This is a genomic window from Actinoplanes sp. NPDC021490, from assembly GCF_055562135.1.
The window spans coordinates 56,373-71,261 of record NZ_JBVHFW010000010.1; the positions used below are offsets into that span (position 1 = coordinate 56,373).

The window sequence follows — 14,889 nt, forward strand, 5'->3', positions numbered from 1 at the left end:
TGGCCTACCGAGGGTCGGGCGCCGCGCGTTCCGGCGCGTACCCGGGCGGCTGCCGCGGCGTTGCGAGCAACGGCTCGATGGCGACGACGGCGCGTTCCGCCGGTTCGCCCGCCACCACCTCGACCGACTCGTCGTAGAGCCGCAGGGGCAGGCGGGCCCCGGCGCCGTCGCGCAGCGTCACCCGGACCGTCTGATGGTCGGCCTCGACGAGCAGCCGCAGGCCGCCGCGTCGCAGCCGGAACCGCAGGCCGGTGATGTTCTCGGGCAGCCGGGGCGCCAGGGCCAGGGTGTCGCCGTGCTCGCGCAGGCCGCCGAAGCCCTCCACGATCGCCGACCAGGCCCCGGCCAGCGAGGCGAGGTGCAGCCCGTGGCCCGCGTTGGCGTGCAGGTCACGCAGGTCGACCAGCGCCGCCTCGGAGGCGTAGTCGTGAGCCAGTTCCAGATGGCCGACCTCGGCGCACATCACCGCTTGCGTGCAGGCCGACAGCGAGGAGTCCCGTACGGTGATGGGCTCGTAGTAATCGACGTTGCGCGCCTTCTGCTCGGCGGTGAACTCCTCGGGGCACCAGTGCATCGCCAGCACCAGGTCGGCCTGTTTGATCACCTGGCGGCGATAAAGCTGGAAGTACGGCGCGTGCAACATCAGCGGCTCGCCCGGGTGCTCGGGAGCGAAGTCCCACGGCGCGTACCGGGTGAACCCGGTGGACTGCTGGTGCACGCCGAGCCGGTCGTCGTAGGGCACGTGCACCGCGTCGGCGGCCGCCTGCCACGCCTGGGTCTCCTGCGGACGCACCCCGAGCCGGGCGGCCGCCTCGGGCCGGCGGGCGCAGGCGGCGATCGCCCCGCGCAGGTTGCGGGCCGCCATCAGGTTGGTGAAGAGGTTGTCGTCGGCGACCCCGCTGTACTCGTCGGGACCGGTGACACCGTCGACGTGCCAGACCCCGGCGGCGTCGTGGTGGCCGTGCGACACCCACAGGCGCGCCGTCTCGACCAGGATCTCCAGCCCGCACTCCTCGTCCAGCGAGTCGTCGCCGGTGACCTGGCGGTAGCGGTCGACCGCGCGGGCGATGACCGCGTTGAGATGCAGCGCCGCCGTGCCGGCCGGCCAGTACGCCGAGCACTCCTCGCCGTGGATCGTGCGCCACGGGAAGGCCGCACCGGCCAGGCCGAGCGTGCGGGCCCGCTGCCGGGCCTGACCGAGAATGCTGTGCCGCCAGCGCAGCGCGTCGGCGGCGGCGTGCGGGGCGACGTAGGTCAGCAGCGGCAGCACGAAACCCTCGGTGTCCCAGAAGGCGTGCCCGTCGTAGCCCGGCCCGGTCAGCCCCTTGGCCCCGATGGCCCGCCGCTCGGCCCGCGCGCCCGCCTGCAGCACATGGAAGAGGCTGAAGCGCACCGCCTGCTGCAGCACCGGGTCACCGTCGATCTCGACGTCGGCGGCGTCCCAGTAGTCGTCGAGGTAGGCGCGTTGCTCGGCGGCCAGACCGTCCCAGCCCGCGTAGCGCGCCCCGGTCAGCGCGCCGGCCACCTGGTCGCGCAACGCCTCGGGGGAGCGCGACGAACTCCACGCGTAGCCGAGGAACTTGGTGATGCGTAACCGCTGACCGGGCTGCAGGACGGTGACGACGGTGGTGCGGGCCCAGTCCTCGCGGACGTCGGTTTCCTCGTCGTAGTCGCCGGGCGCCTCGACGACATGGTCCATGCCCGCGCCCATCAGCAGCTTGCTGACCCGGGTGCGGTGCAGCAGCACGGCCCCGTGCTGCTCGGTGTCCTGGGCCACCGCGGTGAGCGGGCGGTCCAGAGCGGCCGCGACCCGGGGGTCGGAGGACTCCTGCGGCTGTTCCTCGTTGGCCACCAGGCCGGACTGCACGGTGATGCGCACCGGGTGGCCGACCGCCTCGACCTCGTAGTCGATCGCCGCCACCGCCCGCTGGGTGAAGGAGACCAGGCGGGAACTGCGGATCCGCACCCGCCGTCCGGCCGGGGACTCCCAGTCGACGACCCGGCGCAGCACCCCGTCGCGCAGGTCCAGGACGCGTTCGTGGCTGATCAGCCGGCCGTGCGCCACATGGAACGGCTCGTCGTCGACCATGAGCCGGACCAGCTTGCCGTCGGTGACGTTGACGAGGGTCTGGCCCTGCTCGGGATAGCCGTAGCCGCCCTCGGGATAGGGCAGCGGCCGCTGCTCGTAGAAGGAGTTCAGATAGGTGCCGGCGATGGCGTGCGGCTCACCCTCGTCGAGGTTGGCCCGCAGCCCGATGTGCCCGTTGGCCACGGCGAAGACGGACTCGGCCTGGGCGAGCCGGTCGATGCTCAGCGATGGCTCCCGCACCCGCCATGGCTCGACCGGGAACAGGGCATCGGCGATCATGGCACCTCCGGGTCGTCAGCACGTCAGGCCCGATCTTGCCATGGCGGGCTCAGGCCGAGCCGCGCCGGACCAGCCGGGTCGGCAGGATGAGCGACGTACGTTCCTGCCCGGCGATCAGCCCGAGCAGCATCCGGGTCATCTCCTGGCCCAGCGCCTGGATGGACTGGTGGACCGTGGTCAGCGGCGGATCGGTGCGCTCGGCGATCCCCAGGTCGTCGAAACCCACCACGGCCACGTCGCCCGGCACCGAACGGCCGGAATCGACCAGCGTGCGCAGCGCGCCCGCCGCCATGTTGTCGCTCGCCGCGAAGACGCCGTCGAGATCGGGGCAGCGCTCGAGCAGGCTTCGCATCGCCAGGGCGCCGGCGGTCTCGGTGAAGTCGCCCTCGGCCACGCCGTACGGGGTGAGGCCGGCCATGACCATCGCCTCGTGGTAGCCGCGGTAGCGGGCTTCGCCGGCCTCGCTGCCGGGCTGACCCGTGATGGTGACGATGCGGGTCCGGCCCAGGGCCAGGAGATGTTCGGTCGCCAGCCGGGCTCCGCCCAGGTTGTCCGAGTCGACGTACCACTGCGGCTCGACGTGCGGCGGTCGTCCGCCGTAGACGGCGGGCAGGCCGGCCTCGCGGACGATGTCGTTGAGCGGGTCGTCCTCGCCCATCGCCATGAGCATGATGCCGTCGACGCCGCGGGTGCGCAGCAGGTTGGTCAGCCGCGACCGCCCCCGCCCGGCGCTGGCCAGGGACAGCAGCAGGTGCAGATCGGTCTCCTCGAGCACCGCCGAGACCCCGACGATGACCTGGGCGTAGAACGGATCGGCGAACAACTCGGGATCGTCGTGGGAAACGGCGAGCGCGACGATCCCGGTCTGCTGGGTGGCCAGCGCCCGGGCCGTCCGGTTGGGCAGATAGCCCATTTCCTTGATGGCCCGCTCGACGGCCTCCCGGGTCGCCCGGCTGACGTGCGGCGCCTGGTTGATGACCCGCGACGCGGCGGACCGGGACACGCCCGCACGCTCGGCCACCTCGTCCAGAGTGGGTTGCCGTCGCGGTGCCGCTGCCGCCATGTGAATGCCTGTCTTCCTCGTCCCGGCGGCCATCCGGGTCCGCCGACCGCCGGAACAGGATATCGATGTTGGCCAAACTCTGGCGACGGCGCTGGAAGCGCTCCCGGGGAATATGCCGGATCGGGCGTCACTCCTTGACATATCCGGGGCGCATGCCGAGCATAGAATCGATATCCATGGATGATAAAGGCTGGAAGCGCTTCCAGTCCGTCCGTCCGGCTTCCCACCGAGGCCGGCGCGTTCCCCCAACGCTCTGGAGATCCACCTCATGAAACGACTCCTCCGTCCCCGCACCCTGGCCGCGGCCGTGGCGCTGGCGATCCCCGCCGTCCTGCTGGCCGCGCCCGCCGCCCACGCCGACCCGGTCAGCCAGACCAGCGGCTTCTACGTCAACCCGCAATCCAGCCCGGCGGCCTGGGTCGCGTCCAACCCCGGCGACGGCCGCGCCGCCGCGATCCGCACCCAGATCGCCCAGAAGCCGATGGCCAGCTGGTTCGGCAACTGGAGCGGCGACATCTCGCGGGCGGTCGGTTCGTACGTCGGCGCCGCCGACGCGGCCGACAAGCTGCCCCTGCTGGTGGCGTACAACATTCCCGGGCGCGACGCCTGCGGCGGCCACTCCGGCGGAGGCGCGGGAAGCGTCGCCGCCTACGACTCGTGGGCCGCCTCGTTCGCCGCCGCCATCGGCAACCGCCCCGCCGTGGTGGTGCTCGAGCCCGACTCCCTGGGCGACTTCAGCTGCATGAGCCAGGCCCAGATCAACGACCGGGTCGGGATGCTGTCGCGGGCCGTCGCCCAGTTCCGGTCCAAGGCGCCCAACACGTGGGCCTATCTCGACGCCGGCAACCCCGGCTGGATCGACGCCACGACCATGGCGCAGCGCCTCAACCAGGCCGGCGTCGCCCAGGCCCGCGGGTTCGCGCTGAACGTGTCCAACTACTTCGCCACCGGGCAGAACGCCGACTACGGCAACCGCGTCGCGTCCGCGTTGCGCAACTACGGATACAGCAAGCCCTTCGTGATCGACACCAGCCGCAACGGCAACGGCTCCAACGGCGCCTGGTGCAACCCGGCCGGCCGCCGGATCGGCACACCGACCCAGCTTGGTGGGGGAGCGGAGATGCTGCTCTGGCTCAAGACCCCCGGCGAGTCCGACGGCAACTGCGGCGTCGGCCCCGGCAGCACGGCCGGCCAGTTCCTGCCCGAGGTCGCCTACAAGATGATCTACGGCTACTAGCGAGTGGCTCGCGTACGGCTGGTCGTCCCCGGCCCTGGTGGCTCGGACCGGGGACGACCAGCATTTCCCCGCTCTCGCCGGGCCGCGCCGAGGTTGACGACTTGCGGCAGGGTGTGAGGATCCCCGGCCGCGGCTTCCGGGCGAGGCCCTCTGGCAAGATCGCGGCATGACACCTTCGCCGCGCTGGCTCAGCCGCTATCAAGCCGGGCAACGGGAGCAGGTCTGGCACGAGTTGCGTCAGCTCGGAGCCGCGACGCTCGAGCCCGAACAGGCCGGGGAGGCGCAGCTGGTCTGCGACGAGATGGCGCGTCGGGCCCGGCAGAACATCGAGGCGATCGTCGACCGCTTGCGCAGCGACGGTTACCGTTTTCACGCCAACGACGATGACCAGACGCCCGTACGACCCCATGCCGCACCGACCGCGGACGCGCCGGCCTATGTCGACTGGCTGGAACAACGGTTCGGCTCCGTGCCTATGACCCTGTCGTCGTGGGTGCGCATCGTCGGGGACGTCTGGTTGGTGGGCACGCACCCGGCGTGGGCCGGTTCGGCCGGCGCCGACCCGCTCGTGATCGAGCTGGAAGGGACCCGCTATCCCGCCGGGTCGTCGCCTCGCGCCTACATCGAGGACGAGTTGGCTGACTGGAAGGAGCGGCAGGCCGAGGACCCCGGGAACGATGTGTTCGTCCTCCCCGTTGCCCCCGATCGCTTCCACAAGGACAACGTCAGCGGAGGCGAGCCGTACGGGTTCGTCCTGCCGGACGGATGCGTCGACGGGCTCTTCAGCTGGGAGACGACCATGCCGTTCGTCTCCTATCTGAACTGGGTCTTCGGCGAAGGCGGCTTCCCGTGGCCGTCCGGTGACGACAACCAGTGGCCGGTGAGGCACCGGCTCGTCCGCGACCTGCTTCCGCTGTAGCCCTATGGGAGGTCGCGAGTGCTGACCCACTGGTCGTGAGCGTCCTCCAGCCGGCGCCACAGGGTGTCGCGTTCGGCGGGGGTGACGTCGTCGAGGGTGAGCCCGAACAGGTCGGCCAGCGCAGTGAAGTAGTCGTGCGGGTTCTCGAGAAGGGTGCGGCTCTCTGCTTGTCCCACCCGGGTCAGGGTGAGGCCGCGCAGGATGTCGGCGCCGGTGGCGTCGCGGCGCTGCGCGGTCGCGGTCCGGACGAAGCCGGACTCCGGTGAGGTGGACAGATGGTGATGGTGGCTCTCGAACGCCGACATGTCGGTGGTCTGCGACCGGAAATCCATGCCGAGGAAAGCGCCCCGGGGGTCGTGGTCGAACCGCCAGCCGCCGGGTTCGGCCCGGGACGGGCTCAAGGCGTACGTGAATGGTCCTTGCCGATATTCGCCGGCCGACAGCGGCAGTGGCTCGTGCAGGCCGTCGCCCATGCCCAGGTCGACGAGCCAGTGGCCGTGCGGCGCCTCCGGTGACGGCAGTCCCGACACGGTCAGGACCAGATGGTTGCCGGTGGCTCCGGCCTGATGCGCCGCGGTTGGTTGCACCCCGCCGACGTGCCGGTCGACCTGGTATCCCAGGGAGCGCAGCAGGAGAGAGAAGGCGCCGTTGAGGTGGTAGCAGTAGCCGCCGCGGCCTCGCAGGATCCGGTCGGCCGACTCCACCGGATCGACGCTGGTCGGCCGGTCGAGCCAGATTTCCAGGCATTCGTACGGTACGCGTTCCGTGTGGGCCCGATGCAACGCGTGCAAGGCGGCGACGCTCGGGGACAGTTCCGCGGGGCTTCCCAGGCCCAGCCGATGCAGATACCGCGAAACGTCGATGGGAGAGGCCATCGGTCGAGGGTATCGATCACCGGCAAGGTCAGCGGCAGAGCACTTCCGACAGGCCGGTGATGTCGAGAACCTCCTGGACCGTGCCGTGACCGTTGACGACGGTGAAGCCGCGCTGGACCGCGGCCGCCGCCTGGTAGCCCGCCACCAGGCCGGCGACGGCGTGGGAGTCGATGAAGCGGGTCTGGTCGAGGTCGACGACCACCCGCGTGACACTCGGCCGGCGCGCCGCGTCGATCAGCGCCCGGGAGAGAGTGTCGCCGACGCTCATGTCGAAGTCGCCGGACAAGCTCACGCGCAGGACACCGGCCGGCGCCTCCCGGTGCGAGATGGTGAAGGTGGTAGTCACAACCGGAGTGTCTACCACGTGGGTATGACGACGGCGGACCGTGACCGTGACCGCCTCACCGTGGCCGGGGGAACGAAGCCCAGACGTGTTTGGCCGTGTCGGTGGCGTACCAGCACACCCGCTCGGCCACGGCCAGGCAGATCGGCAGCCCACGGCCGCCGGTGCGGATGCTCTGACGGGCGCGGGCCGGTCGTGGATGGTCGTGCACGGCGCCGTCGCTGATGTCGAGAATGTAGCAATCTTCATCGCTCAGTAGGCGGACAACGACGGGTGGTAGCCCATGGCGCAGCGCGTTGCCGGCGAGTTCGGTCGCCACGAGCCCCATCTGCTGTGCCGTCCGGTCACCCGCGCCGCCGTCGACCTGGCCGGCGAAGAACCGCAGGAGTCCATCGCGGATTCTTCTCAGGTCCGTGTCGCTCTGAATGCTCCAGGTGAGGTGCACGGAGGTCGGCGCGGGAGGGGTGAGCATCCGCAGGGACTCCATGGGCCAGGGTCATGCCCGGTAGCCGGAATCGGAAACTCCGCCACGCCCGAAGGTGACAACTTTTCGGATTGATTCGAGCATGCCGGTGGGGCGCGGACCGTCGCGATCCGCGCCCCACCGATGGCTCAGGGCAGGTCGATCGGGCGCAGGACCCGGTCGATGCCGTGGGCGATCTGCTTGTTGCCCTTGTTGATGTCGAAGCGGTTCACCCGGGGGTTGCGGTCGCTGCGGTCGGCGTCGATCAGCGCGATGCGCTTGTGCCAGTGCCCGTAGACGTCCACCTTGACCGTCGACCCGGCGGCGGTCTTGAGCTTGGCGCCGTCGGCCTTCAGCGCCGCCTTGCGGGTGATCGTGGCGCCCGGGACGACGTGGTAAAGCAGGACGGACTCGACGGTGTTGATGCCGAGCCCGGCCACGGCGGTGAAGGCCGTCTTCTCGCCGGGCAGCCGCTTGGTGTGCTGGATGTCGGCGACCAGCCGGCGGAAGGCCAGGTCGTTGGGAAGGAACGCGGTGAGCGGGGTCTTGCCGTCGGCCAGGACCTTGACCGGGCTGGCCGGCTTGGCCTTCAGGACGGCCAGGACGGCGGCGGTCAGGATGTCGTAGTCGTGGCCGTTGCGGTCGAAGCCGCTCTTGTCCGCGGTCAGCACCGCGGCCAGGGATTTGCTGCCCAGCGGCTTGGTCTTGCCATGCGCTGAGGCCGGCGCGGCGGTGAGGGCGGAGGCGACGATGGCGGCGGTCGCGACGGCGGCAGCGCGCTTGCCGGCCCGGGAAATCCTCATCTACGTACGTCCTTTCCGGATACGGAATGGTGGCTGCGGTGCCACCAACCCGTACTTCGGCCGGGGCGGGCCGGATGGATGCACCTGATCCGCGGGAGTTCCGAGCCGAGAATTTTCCGGCCCGGCTGCATCCAGCCGCTCGGGCCGCAGCGAAGGACAGGGCGTACCGAATCGACGACGATCACACAGGAGTTCGAATGCGCACTCAGCCCTTCCGCCGCGCGGCCGCCATCGGCGCGGTCTCCCTGATCAGCTTCGGTGTCGCCGCCGCACTGGGCTCCTCGCCCGCCTACGCCAAGGCGAACTCGCAGGTCACGGTGGTGCACGGCATCCCCGGGCAGGCGGTGGACGTCTACGTCAACGGCAAGAAGACCGTCCCGGACTTCCAGCCCGGCAAGGTCGCCGGCCCGCTCAGCCTGCCCGCGGGCCAGTACGACATCGCTCTGACCAAGCCCGGTGACGCCATCGGCAGCGCCCTGCTCAAGGTCGACAACGCCGAGGTGCCGGGCGGCGCCAACATCAGCCTGGTGGCGCACCTGACCGCCGACGGCAAGCCGGCGCTGACCCCGTTCGTCAACGACACGGCCAAGCTGGGGGCCGGCAAGGCCCGGCTGATCGTCCGGCACGCCGCGGCCGCACCCGCCGTGGACATCCGGGCCGGCGGCAAGCCGGTCTTCGAGGGCGTGACCAACGGCAAGGAGGGCAAGGCCGACCTGGACGCGGGCAGCGTCTCGGCCGACGTGGTGCTGGCGGGCACCGACACCCGGGTGCTCGGCCCGGCCGACCTGGACCTGAAGGAAGGCACCGCGACCATCGTGTACGCGGTCGGCTCGGCCGAGGACAAGACCCTCGACATCGTGTCGCAGTCGATCACCGGGCTGCACTCGGCGCCGGGCGGTGTGCCCAGCGGCGACGGCGGCCGGGCCGACGGCAACGGTTCGCTGCCCTGGTACGGCCTGGGCGCGGCCGGCATCCTGCTGGCCCTGTTCGGTCTCACGCGGCTGGCGACCGGACGTCGATGAGCTCGCACCGTGGCACGTCCCGGACCCGTCCGGGGCGTGCCCTGCTCGTCGTGCTGCTCGGCGGGGCCATCGCCGTCACCGCCGGGGTGGTCGCCTGTCAGTCACCGCCACCGGCGGACGACTTCGGCGCCCCGGTGGTCACCACGCCGGCCTCATCGGCGCCTGCCCCGGCGGTAGGCGTGAGCGTGCCGGTCCGTGACGGCGCGCCGCCGCGGGCCACGGCCGCCGACGTGCCCGCCCGCCTGCGCATCCCGGCCCTCGACCTCGACGCGGGGGTCGACGCCGTCGGGATCGACCCGGCGACCGGTGACTTCGCCGTCCCGCCCAGCGTGGACCAGGTCGGCTGGTACCGGTACGGGCCCGGCTTCTCGGCGGATGCCGGCTCCATCGTCATCGCCGGGCATGTCGACAGCGCGGCCGAGGGCAAGGGCGCGTTCTTCCGGCTCGGCACCCTGAAGGCCGGGGACACCGTGACGCTGGCCGGCCCCGGCGGGCGCGAGCGGGCCTTCGAGGTGATCGCCCGTGAGCGGTACCGCAAGGTGGCCATCCCGCTGGAGAAGTACTTCGCCCGGGACGGCGCCGCGCGGCTCACCCTGATCACGTGCGGCGGGCCGTTCGACACCCGGACCCGGAGCTACCGCGACAACGTGGTGATCACCGCGGCGGCCCGTTCATGACCGCGCCGCGGTCAGTCGCCGGCGTAGTCGCGCATCGCCGCAGTGACCTCCCGCAGGAACGCGACGGTGACGTCGGCCTGCTCCGGGGTCAGGCGGGCCGCGGCCTCCTCGACCCGTCGCAGCAGCGGCGCGAGAGCGTCCCGCACCTCCTCGTACGCATGGTCGGTGGCGACCACGGTCTGCCGGCGCCGGTCGGAAGGGTGCGGGGCCCGCTCGGCATGCCCGGCCGCCTGCAGCCGGTCGACCAGGGCCGTGGCCGAAGCGGACCGGATGCCCAGACGATGCCCGAGCTCGGTCGGGCCGAGCCCGTCCCGGCTGCTCAGCAGGTGGTCGAGCGCCATGGCGTCGGTGATGCCGACCCCCAGCCGGTGCGCCAGGCTGTGCGTCGCCTCGCCGTTGGCCAGCAACAAATCCCGGATCGCGATCGCCACTTCGCTGGATGTCGGCCGTTGCCGCCTGCTCACGCGAGAATCATACGACTTTCAGGTAGCAAGTTTATCTAGTTACTTGTATAACAAGATTCATGACGACTGAGCGAATCAGCCCTGTACGCGGCCCGGCGCGCTCGGTCGCCCCGCTGGAGCAGGATGACCTACGGGTGAGGATCCGTACGGTGATCGAGCAGTTCCTCGCCCGGCAGGCCGAGATCATGGCCGACGTCAGCGACGACTGCGGGCCGCTCGTCCGCTACGTGGCCGACCTCATGGAGGGCGGCAAGCGGCTGCGGCCCGCGTTCTGCTACTGGGCCTGGCGGGCCGCCGGAGCCTCCGACCGGCCGGGCATCGTGGCCGCCGCCGCCTCGCTGGAGTTCCTGCAGGCCGCCGCGCTGATCCACGACGACGTCATGGACCGCTCGGACACGCGCCGGGGCGCACCGGCGGTGCACCGGCGGTTCGCCACCCTGCACCGCGGCCACGACTGGGACAGCGACGCCGACCACTTCGGGCTGTCCGCGGCCGTGCTGGCCGGCGACCTCTGCCTGACCTGGAGCGACGAGCTCTACTCGGGCAGCGGCCTGAACCCGGCCACGCTCAGCCGGGGCCGGGGCGTCTTCAACAGCATGCGCACCCAGCTCATGGGCGGGCAGTACCTCGACCTGGTGGACCAGGCGAGCGGGGGCCGGCGTCGCCAGGGCGCCGTGGAACGGGCCCGCCGGGTCGTGCACTACAAGAGCGCCAAGTACACCGTCGAGCATCCGCTCCTGCTGGGCGGGCGGCTCGCCGGGGCGGACGACCACCTGCTGGCCCGGTTGTCGGCCTTCGGGCTGCCGCTGGGCGAGGCGTTCCAGCTGCGCGACGACATCCTCGGGGTGTTCGGTGATGCCGCCCGGACCGGTAAGCCCGCCGGGGACGACCTGCGCGAAGGCAAACGTACGGTGCTGGTCGCCCTGGCCTTCGAGCAAGCCACCCCCGTACAGGAAAAGGTGTTGAACTCGCTCTTGGGCAACCGCGCGCTCGACGCGGCCGGCATCGGCACTCTGCGCGAGGTCATCGCCGGCACCGGCGCCCTCGAACAGGTTGAGAAGCTGATCGGCGAACTGCTGGAGCACTCGCTGAGCGCGCTGGACACGGCCGTCCTCGACGAGCCCGGCGGCGCCGTCCTGCGAGCTCTGGCCGAGGCCGCCACCGACCGGAATTTCTAGGCCGCGTCTCGGATCGGAAAGGTGGCCCAGATGCGCAACCGGCCCTGAGGTCCTTCAGTTCCTGGCTGGTGTTCAGGCTCCAGGCCTCGAGTAGTTCGGCGTCGGGCGGCGGAGGCGACGTGTCTAGTTGCTGCACCGCCACTTCTGCCCATTACGTACGGGCTTCACACCGCGCCCGGCCACGGAAGGAGGTACTGCGGATACACCCATCGACGGTGACTTCCTGCTCCCGCTCGGAGCGGGTGTGCTGGACCCATGACCGTCCTCGCCGACCAGCATGTGCCCGATCAGTTTCGCCGCCGGGCCCGGCTCACCTCCGGCCTGATCGCCACGGTGATCTTCCTGACCGCGATCGCGCCGCTGGCCACCGACATGTACGTCCCCGCGTTCCCGGCCGTCGCCGCCGACCTGTCCGCGTCGGCGACGCAGGTGCAGCTGACGCTGACCACGTTCTTCGTCGGGATGGCGCTCGGGCAGCTCGTCGGAGGCCCGGTGTCGGACCAGTACGGGCGGCGCCGGCTGCTGCTGGCCTCGGTGGTGCTGATGACGATCGCGTCGGTGGTGTGCGCGCTGACCCCGTCGATCGGCATCATGATGGCGGCGCGGTTCGTGCAGGGTTTCAGCGGCGGCTGGGCGATGGTGATCGGCCGGTCCGTGATCGTCGATCTGGCCCGCGGCGCGCGGCTGGTCCGGGTGCTCAACGTGATCGCCGCCGTCGGTGGCGTCGCCCCGATCGCCGGGCCGCTGCTGGGCGCGGTCATCCTGCAGCTGTCGGGCTGGCGGGTGTCGTTCTGGGCGGTCGCCGCTCTCGGCGTGGCGATGCTGGTGGCGGTGCTGCTGGCGGTGCCCGAGTCGCTGCCGGCCGGACGGCGCCACGGTGGCGGGCTGCGCACCTTCCTCACGGCGGGACGCCAGGTGCTGGCGAACCGGCGTTACGTCGGTTATCTGCTGGTCAGCGGGTCGGCGATGGGCGCGCTGTTCGCGTACGTGGCCACGTCGGCGTTCGTGCTGCAGTCGATGAACGGCCTGTCGCCGATCGCGTACTCGGCCGACTTCGCTGCCAACGCCGCCGGCATGACCGTGGCCGCGCTGGTCGCGGCCCGGCTGGTCGGGCGGATCGCGACCCGCAAGGTCATCCTGGCCGGGCAGCTGGCCGCGTTCGCCGCGGGAGTGGCGATGCTGGCCGGCGCGCTGTGGTTCGGCACCCCACTGCTGCTGGCCATCGTCTGCTTCCTGGTTCTGATGACCGCGCAGGGTTTGATCGGGCCGAACGGCGGTGCGCTGGCCTCGGCCGAGGTGCCCGACCATCCCGGCACCGGCTCGGCGATGCTCGGCTTCGTGCAGTGGCTCGCCGCGGGCACGATCGCGCCGATCGCCGGTCTGGGCGGCGAGGACACCGCCGTGCCGATGGCTCTCCTCATGATCGGCGGGGCCGTGCTGTCGATGATCGGTCTGCTAGCAGTGGCCCGTCCCGCGTCTTCCCGCTCCCGCAAATGAGCCCAGGGCCGGGTGCCCTCGCGCTGACGGCTGTCATGCGGGCGGTGCTGAGCCCGTACGCGAGCCGGCCGTGGCTGGGTGGCCTCACGCAGAAGGCTGTCATGCGGGGGGTGCCCGTACGCGAGCCGGCTAGGGCTGGGTGATCTCGCGCAGGAAGGCTGTCATGCGGGCGATGCTGCGCAGCGCGGCCGGGCTGTCCGGGTCGTTGAGGTGGCCGTGGCTGGTGCCGGGCTCGCGCAGCACGGTCACGTCGACGCCGGCGGTGGCGAGCTCGGCGCCGAACTGCTGACCGGACGCGCGCAGGCTGTCGGCGTCGCTGTTGAGGATGAGCGTCGACGGCAAGCCGGACACGTCGTGGCCGCCGGGGAAGGCGTACGGGTCGCTCAGGGCCTCGGCGTTCGCGGTGTAGTCCGCGTTCATCCGGGCGATCTCGTCGGCCCCGAAGGCGAGATGCGGTGGCAGCTCGCGCACCTTGGCGGCCAGCTCGGCCGGCACCGGCGGCAGGGCGGCGTGCAGCACCGGGTAGGCCAGCAGCAGCGCGCAGGGCAGCGGCCCGCCGGTGTCGCGCAGGCGCAGGGCCGCGCTCGCGGCGAGGTTGCCGCCGGCGCTCGCACCGCCGAGAGCCCACATGGTGGCGGCGGAACCCGTGGCCCACAGGTAGGCCGCGGCCACTTCCTGCGAGGCGACCGGATAGGGAAATTGCGGCGAAAGCCGATAGTCCACAGTGGCCACGACGACTCCGCGCCCGGCGAGCTGGCGGGCGACCCAGTCGTTTTCGGGCATGTCGAGGTCGCCCGCGGAGAAGGCGCCGCCGTGCGCCCAGACCAGGCCCATCCACGGAGTCGCGCCGGGGGCGTAGACACGAAGCGGAAAATCGCCGTGCGGGCCGTCGATCCGGCGGTCCCGCACCGAGACCGTCATGGGCGCTCGATCGCGGCGGTCGTGCGACGGGGCACGAGCGTGGGGGAGAGCTTCATCCGCGCGGTCGGCCGGTCGCGGCTCGCGATCCGGTCGAGCAGCAGCCGGGCCGCGTTGACGCCCATCTGGTGCCCGGCCTGGTCGACGGTGGTCAGCGAGATCGGGCCGAAGGCGGCGAACATGGTGTCGTCGTAGCCGGCCAGCGAGATGTCCTCGGGCGCGGACAGCCCGGCCTCGGTGAGGGCGTCGAGCACGCCCATGGCCACGATGTCGGCGCCGGCGAAGATGGCGGTCGGGCGCACCGGGCGGGCCAGCAGCTCGTGGGCGCCGACATAGCCGCCGCGCTGGGTGTAGGTCGTGGAGGCGATGTCGATGTAGTCGCCGAGTCCGTGGGCCTGCATCGCGTGGCGGTAGCCGTCGGCGCGCTGGGCGTTGGGCATCTCCTTGAGGCGTACGGGATTGCGTTCCGCATGCTCGATGTGGGCGATGCGCCGGTGCCCGAGGGCCACGAGGTGGTCGACGACCAGGCCGGCGCCGGCGAAGTCGTCATCGGTGACGGTGTCGTAGTCGGGGGAGGTCCCGTGCCGGCCTACCACGACCGTCGGCACCGCCCGGGCGACGTCGTGCAGGTGGCGCCGGGACGAGATGGGCGCGATGAGGATGATGCCGTCCATGTTCCGGTCGATCATCGCCTCGGTGATGCGGGCCTCGCCCGGCTCGTCGTTGCAGCAGGCGGCCATCAGCACCTGATAGTCGGTGCCGCCGAGGTGTTCGGTGATGCCGTCGAGGACGTCGGCGAAGAACGGGTTGCGCATCTCGGGCAGCATCACGCCGATCGTGTACGTCTGCCCGCGCAGGCCGCGCGCCGCCGCCGACGGCCGGTAGCCGAGCTCCTCGATGGCCGCGCGCACCTTGATCTGCATCTCGGGGCTGGCCCCGTACGCGTTGCGCATGACCTTGGAGACGGCGGTGGTCGAGACCCCGGCATGCCGGGCCACGTCAACGATGGTGATGCGTCGGGATGGGGGCATGCGGGCTCCTAGGGCACGAGAAACGTTATCC

15 protein-coding genes are annotated in these 14,889 nt (G+C 71.5%); 6 read left to right on the plus strand and 9 right to left on the minus strand.

Features of this window, described 5'->3' with window-relative positions:
• Window positions 1-4 precede the first annotated feature (4 nt).
• Together ACZ3I4_RS25225 and ACZ3I4_RS25230 are read right to left on the minus strand one after the other, a co-directional pair.
• Window positions 5-2,368, minus strand: a complete 2,364-nt coding sequence (locus ACZ3I4_RS25225) for a glycoside hydrolase family 65 protein (protein ID WP_465384470.1) — start codon at window positions 2,366-2,368, stop codon at window positions 5-7.
• 49 nt (window positions 2,369-2,417) lie between these two features.
• Window positions 2,418-3,431 (minus strand): LacI family DNA-binding transcriptional regulator, encoded by a 1,014-nt coding sequence (locus tag ACZ3I4_RS25230; protein ID WP_465384471.1) that lies wholly within the window; start codon window positions 3,429-3,431, stop codon window positions 2,418-2,420.
• A gap of 268 nt (window positions 3,432-3,699) precedes the next feature.
• Between ACZ3I4_RS25230 and ACZ3I4_RS25235 the strand changes: the two genes are divergently transcribed.
• Both ACZ3I4_RS25235 and ACZ3I4_RS25240 read left to right on the plus strand, forming a co-directional pair.
• A complete protein-coding gene (locus ACZ3I4_RS25235; protein WP_465384472.1) occupies window positions 3,700-4,668 on the plus strand; it encodes a glycoside hydrolase family 6 protein in 969 nt (322 codons plus the stop codon).
• Window positions 4,669-4,834: 166 nt separating this feature from the next.
• Window positions 4,835-5,587, plus strand: coding sequence for a hypothetical protein (locus ACZ3I4_RS25240; RefSeq protein WP_465384473.1), 753 nt, complete (start codon window positions 4,835-4,837; stop codon window positions 5,585-5,587).
• Window positions 5,588-5,589: 2 nt separating this feature from the next.
• On the opposite strand, the gene ACZ3I4_RS25245 is transcribed toward ACZ3I4_RS25240, so the two are convergent.
• The 4 genes from ACZ3I4_RS25245 to ACZ3I4_RS25260 all read right to left on the minus strand — a co-directional run bounded on the left by ACZ3I4_RS25245 (window position 5,590) and on the right by ACZ3I4_RS25260 (window position 8,071).
• The gene (locus ACZ3I4_RS25245) at window positions 5,590-6,462 is read right to left on the minus strand and encodes an arylamine N-acetyltransferase family protein (protein WP_465384474.1); all 873 of its coding nucleotides are present in this window, start codon (window positions 6,460-6,462) and stop codon (window positions 5,590-5,592) included.
• Between the two features lie 28 nt (window positions 6,463-6,490).
• Window positions 6,491-6,808, minus strand: coding sequence for an STAS domain-containing protein (locus tag ACZ3I4_RS25250; RefSeq protein ID WP_465384475.1), 318 nt, complete (start codon window positions 6,806-6,808; stop codon window positions 6,491-6,493).
• A 55-nt stretch (window positions 6,809-6,863) separates the two neighbouring features.
• Entirely contained in the window at window positions 6,864-7,277 is a 414-nt protein-coding gene (locus ACZ3I4_RS25255) for an ATP-binding protein (RefSeq protein ID WP_465384476.1), read from the minus strand.
• A gap of 140 nt (window positions 7,278-7,417) precedes the next feature.
• Window positions 7,418-8,071, minus strand: coding sequence for a fasciclin domain-containing protein (locus ACZ3I4_RS25260; protein ID WP_465384477.1), 654 nt, complete (start codon window positions 8,069-8,071; stop codon window positions 7,418-7,420).
• 197 nt (window positions 8,072-8,268) lie between these two features.
• Here ACZ3I4_RS25260 and ACZ3I4_RS25265 point away from each other — a divergent pair, with 197 nt between their 5' ends.
• Window positions 8,269-9,093 (plus strand): DUF4397 domain-containing protein, encoded by an 825-nt coding sequence (locus tag ACZ3I4_RS25265; protein WP_465384478.1) that lies wholly within the window; start codon window positions 8,269-8,271, stop codon window positions 9,091-9,093.
• On the plus strand, window positions 9,090-9,770 hold the full coding sequence (locus ACZ3I4_RS25270) for a class F sortase (RefSeq protein ID WP_465384479.1): 681 nt from the start codon (window positions 9,090-9,092) through the stop codon (window positions 9,768-9,770). The genes ACZ3I4_RS25265 and ACZ3I4_RS25270 overlap by 4 nt, the downstream gene beginning before the upstream one ends.
• Before the next feature lie 11 nt (window positions 9,771-9,781).
• Here ACZ3I4_RS25270 and ACZ3I4_RS25275 read toward each other — a convergent pair whose 3' ends face one another.
• Window positions 9,782-10,234: a MarR family winged helix-turn-helix transcriptional regulator gene (locus ACZ3I4_RS25275; protein WP_465384480.1), complete on the minus strand. Its 453-nt coding sequence runs from the start codon at window positions 10,232-10,234 to the stop codon at window positions 9,782-9,784.
• A gap of 59 nt (window positions 10,235-10,293) precedes the next feature.
• On the opposite strand from ACZ3I4_RS25275, the gene ACZ3I4_RS25280 reads away from it, so the two are divergent.
• Entirely contained in the window at window positions 10,294-11,412 is a 1,119-nt protein-coding gene (locus ACZ3I4_RS25280; protein ID WP_465384481.1) for a polyprenyl synthetase family protein, read from the plus strand.
• 255 nt (window positions 11,413-11,667) lie between these two features.
• Window positions 11,668-12,909, plus strand: coding sequence for a multidrug effflux MFS transporter (locus ACZ3I4_RS25285; RefSeq protein ID WP_465384482.1), 1,242 nt, complete (start codon window positions 11,668-11,670; stop codon window positions 12,907-12,909).
• A gap of 129 nt (window positions 12,910-13,038) precedes the next feature.
• Here the strand turns inward: ACZ3I4_RS25285 and ACZ3I4_RS25290 are convergent, their stop codons facing one another.
• Both ACZ3I4_RS25290 and ACZ3I4_RS25295 read right to left on the minus strand, forming a co-directional pair.
• A complete protein-coding gene (locus ACZ3I4_RS25290) occupies window positions 13,039-13,830 on the minus strand; it encodes an alpha/beta hydrolase (RefSeq protein WP_465384483.1) in 792 nt (263 codons plus the stop codon).
• The gene (locus ACZ3I4_RS25295) at window positions 13,827-14,858 is read right to left on the minus strand and encodes a LacI family DNA-binding transcriptional regulator (RefSeq protein ID WP_465384484.1); all 1,032 of its coding nucleotides are present in this window, start codon (window positions 14,856-14,858) and stop codon (window positions 13,827-13,829) included. The genes ACZ3I4_RS25290 and ACZ3I4_RS25295 overlap by 4 nt, the downstream gene beginning before the upstream one ends.
• Window positions 14,859-14,889 lie beyond the last annotated feature (31 nt).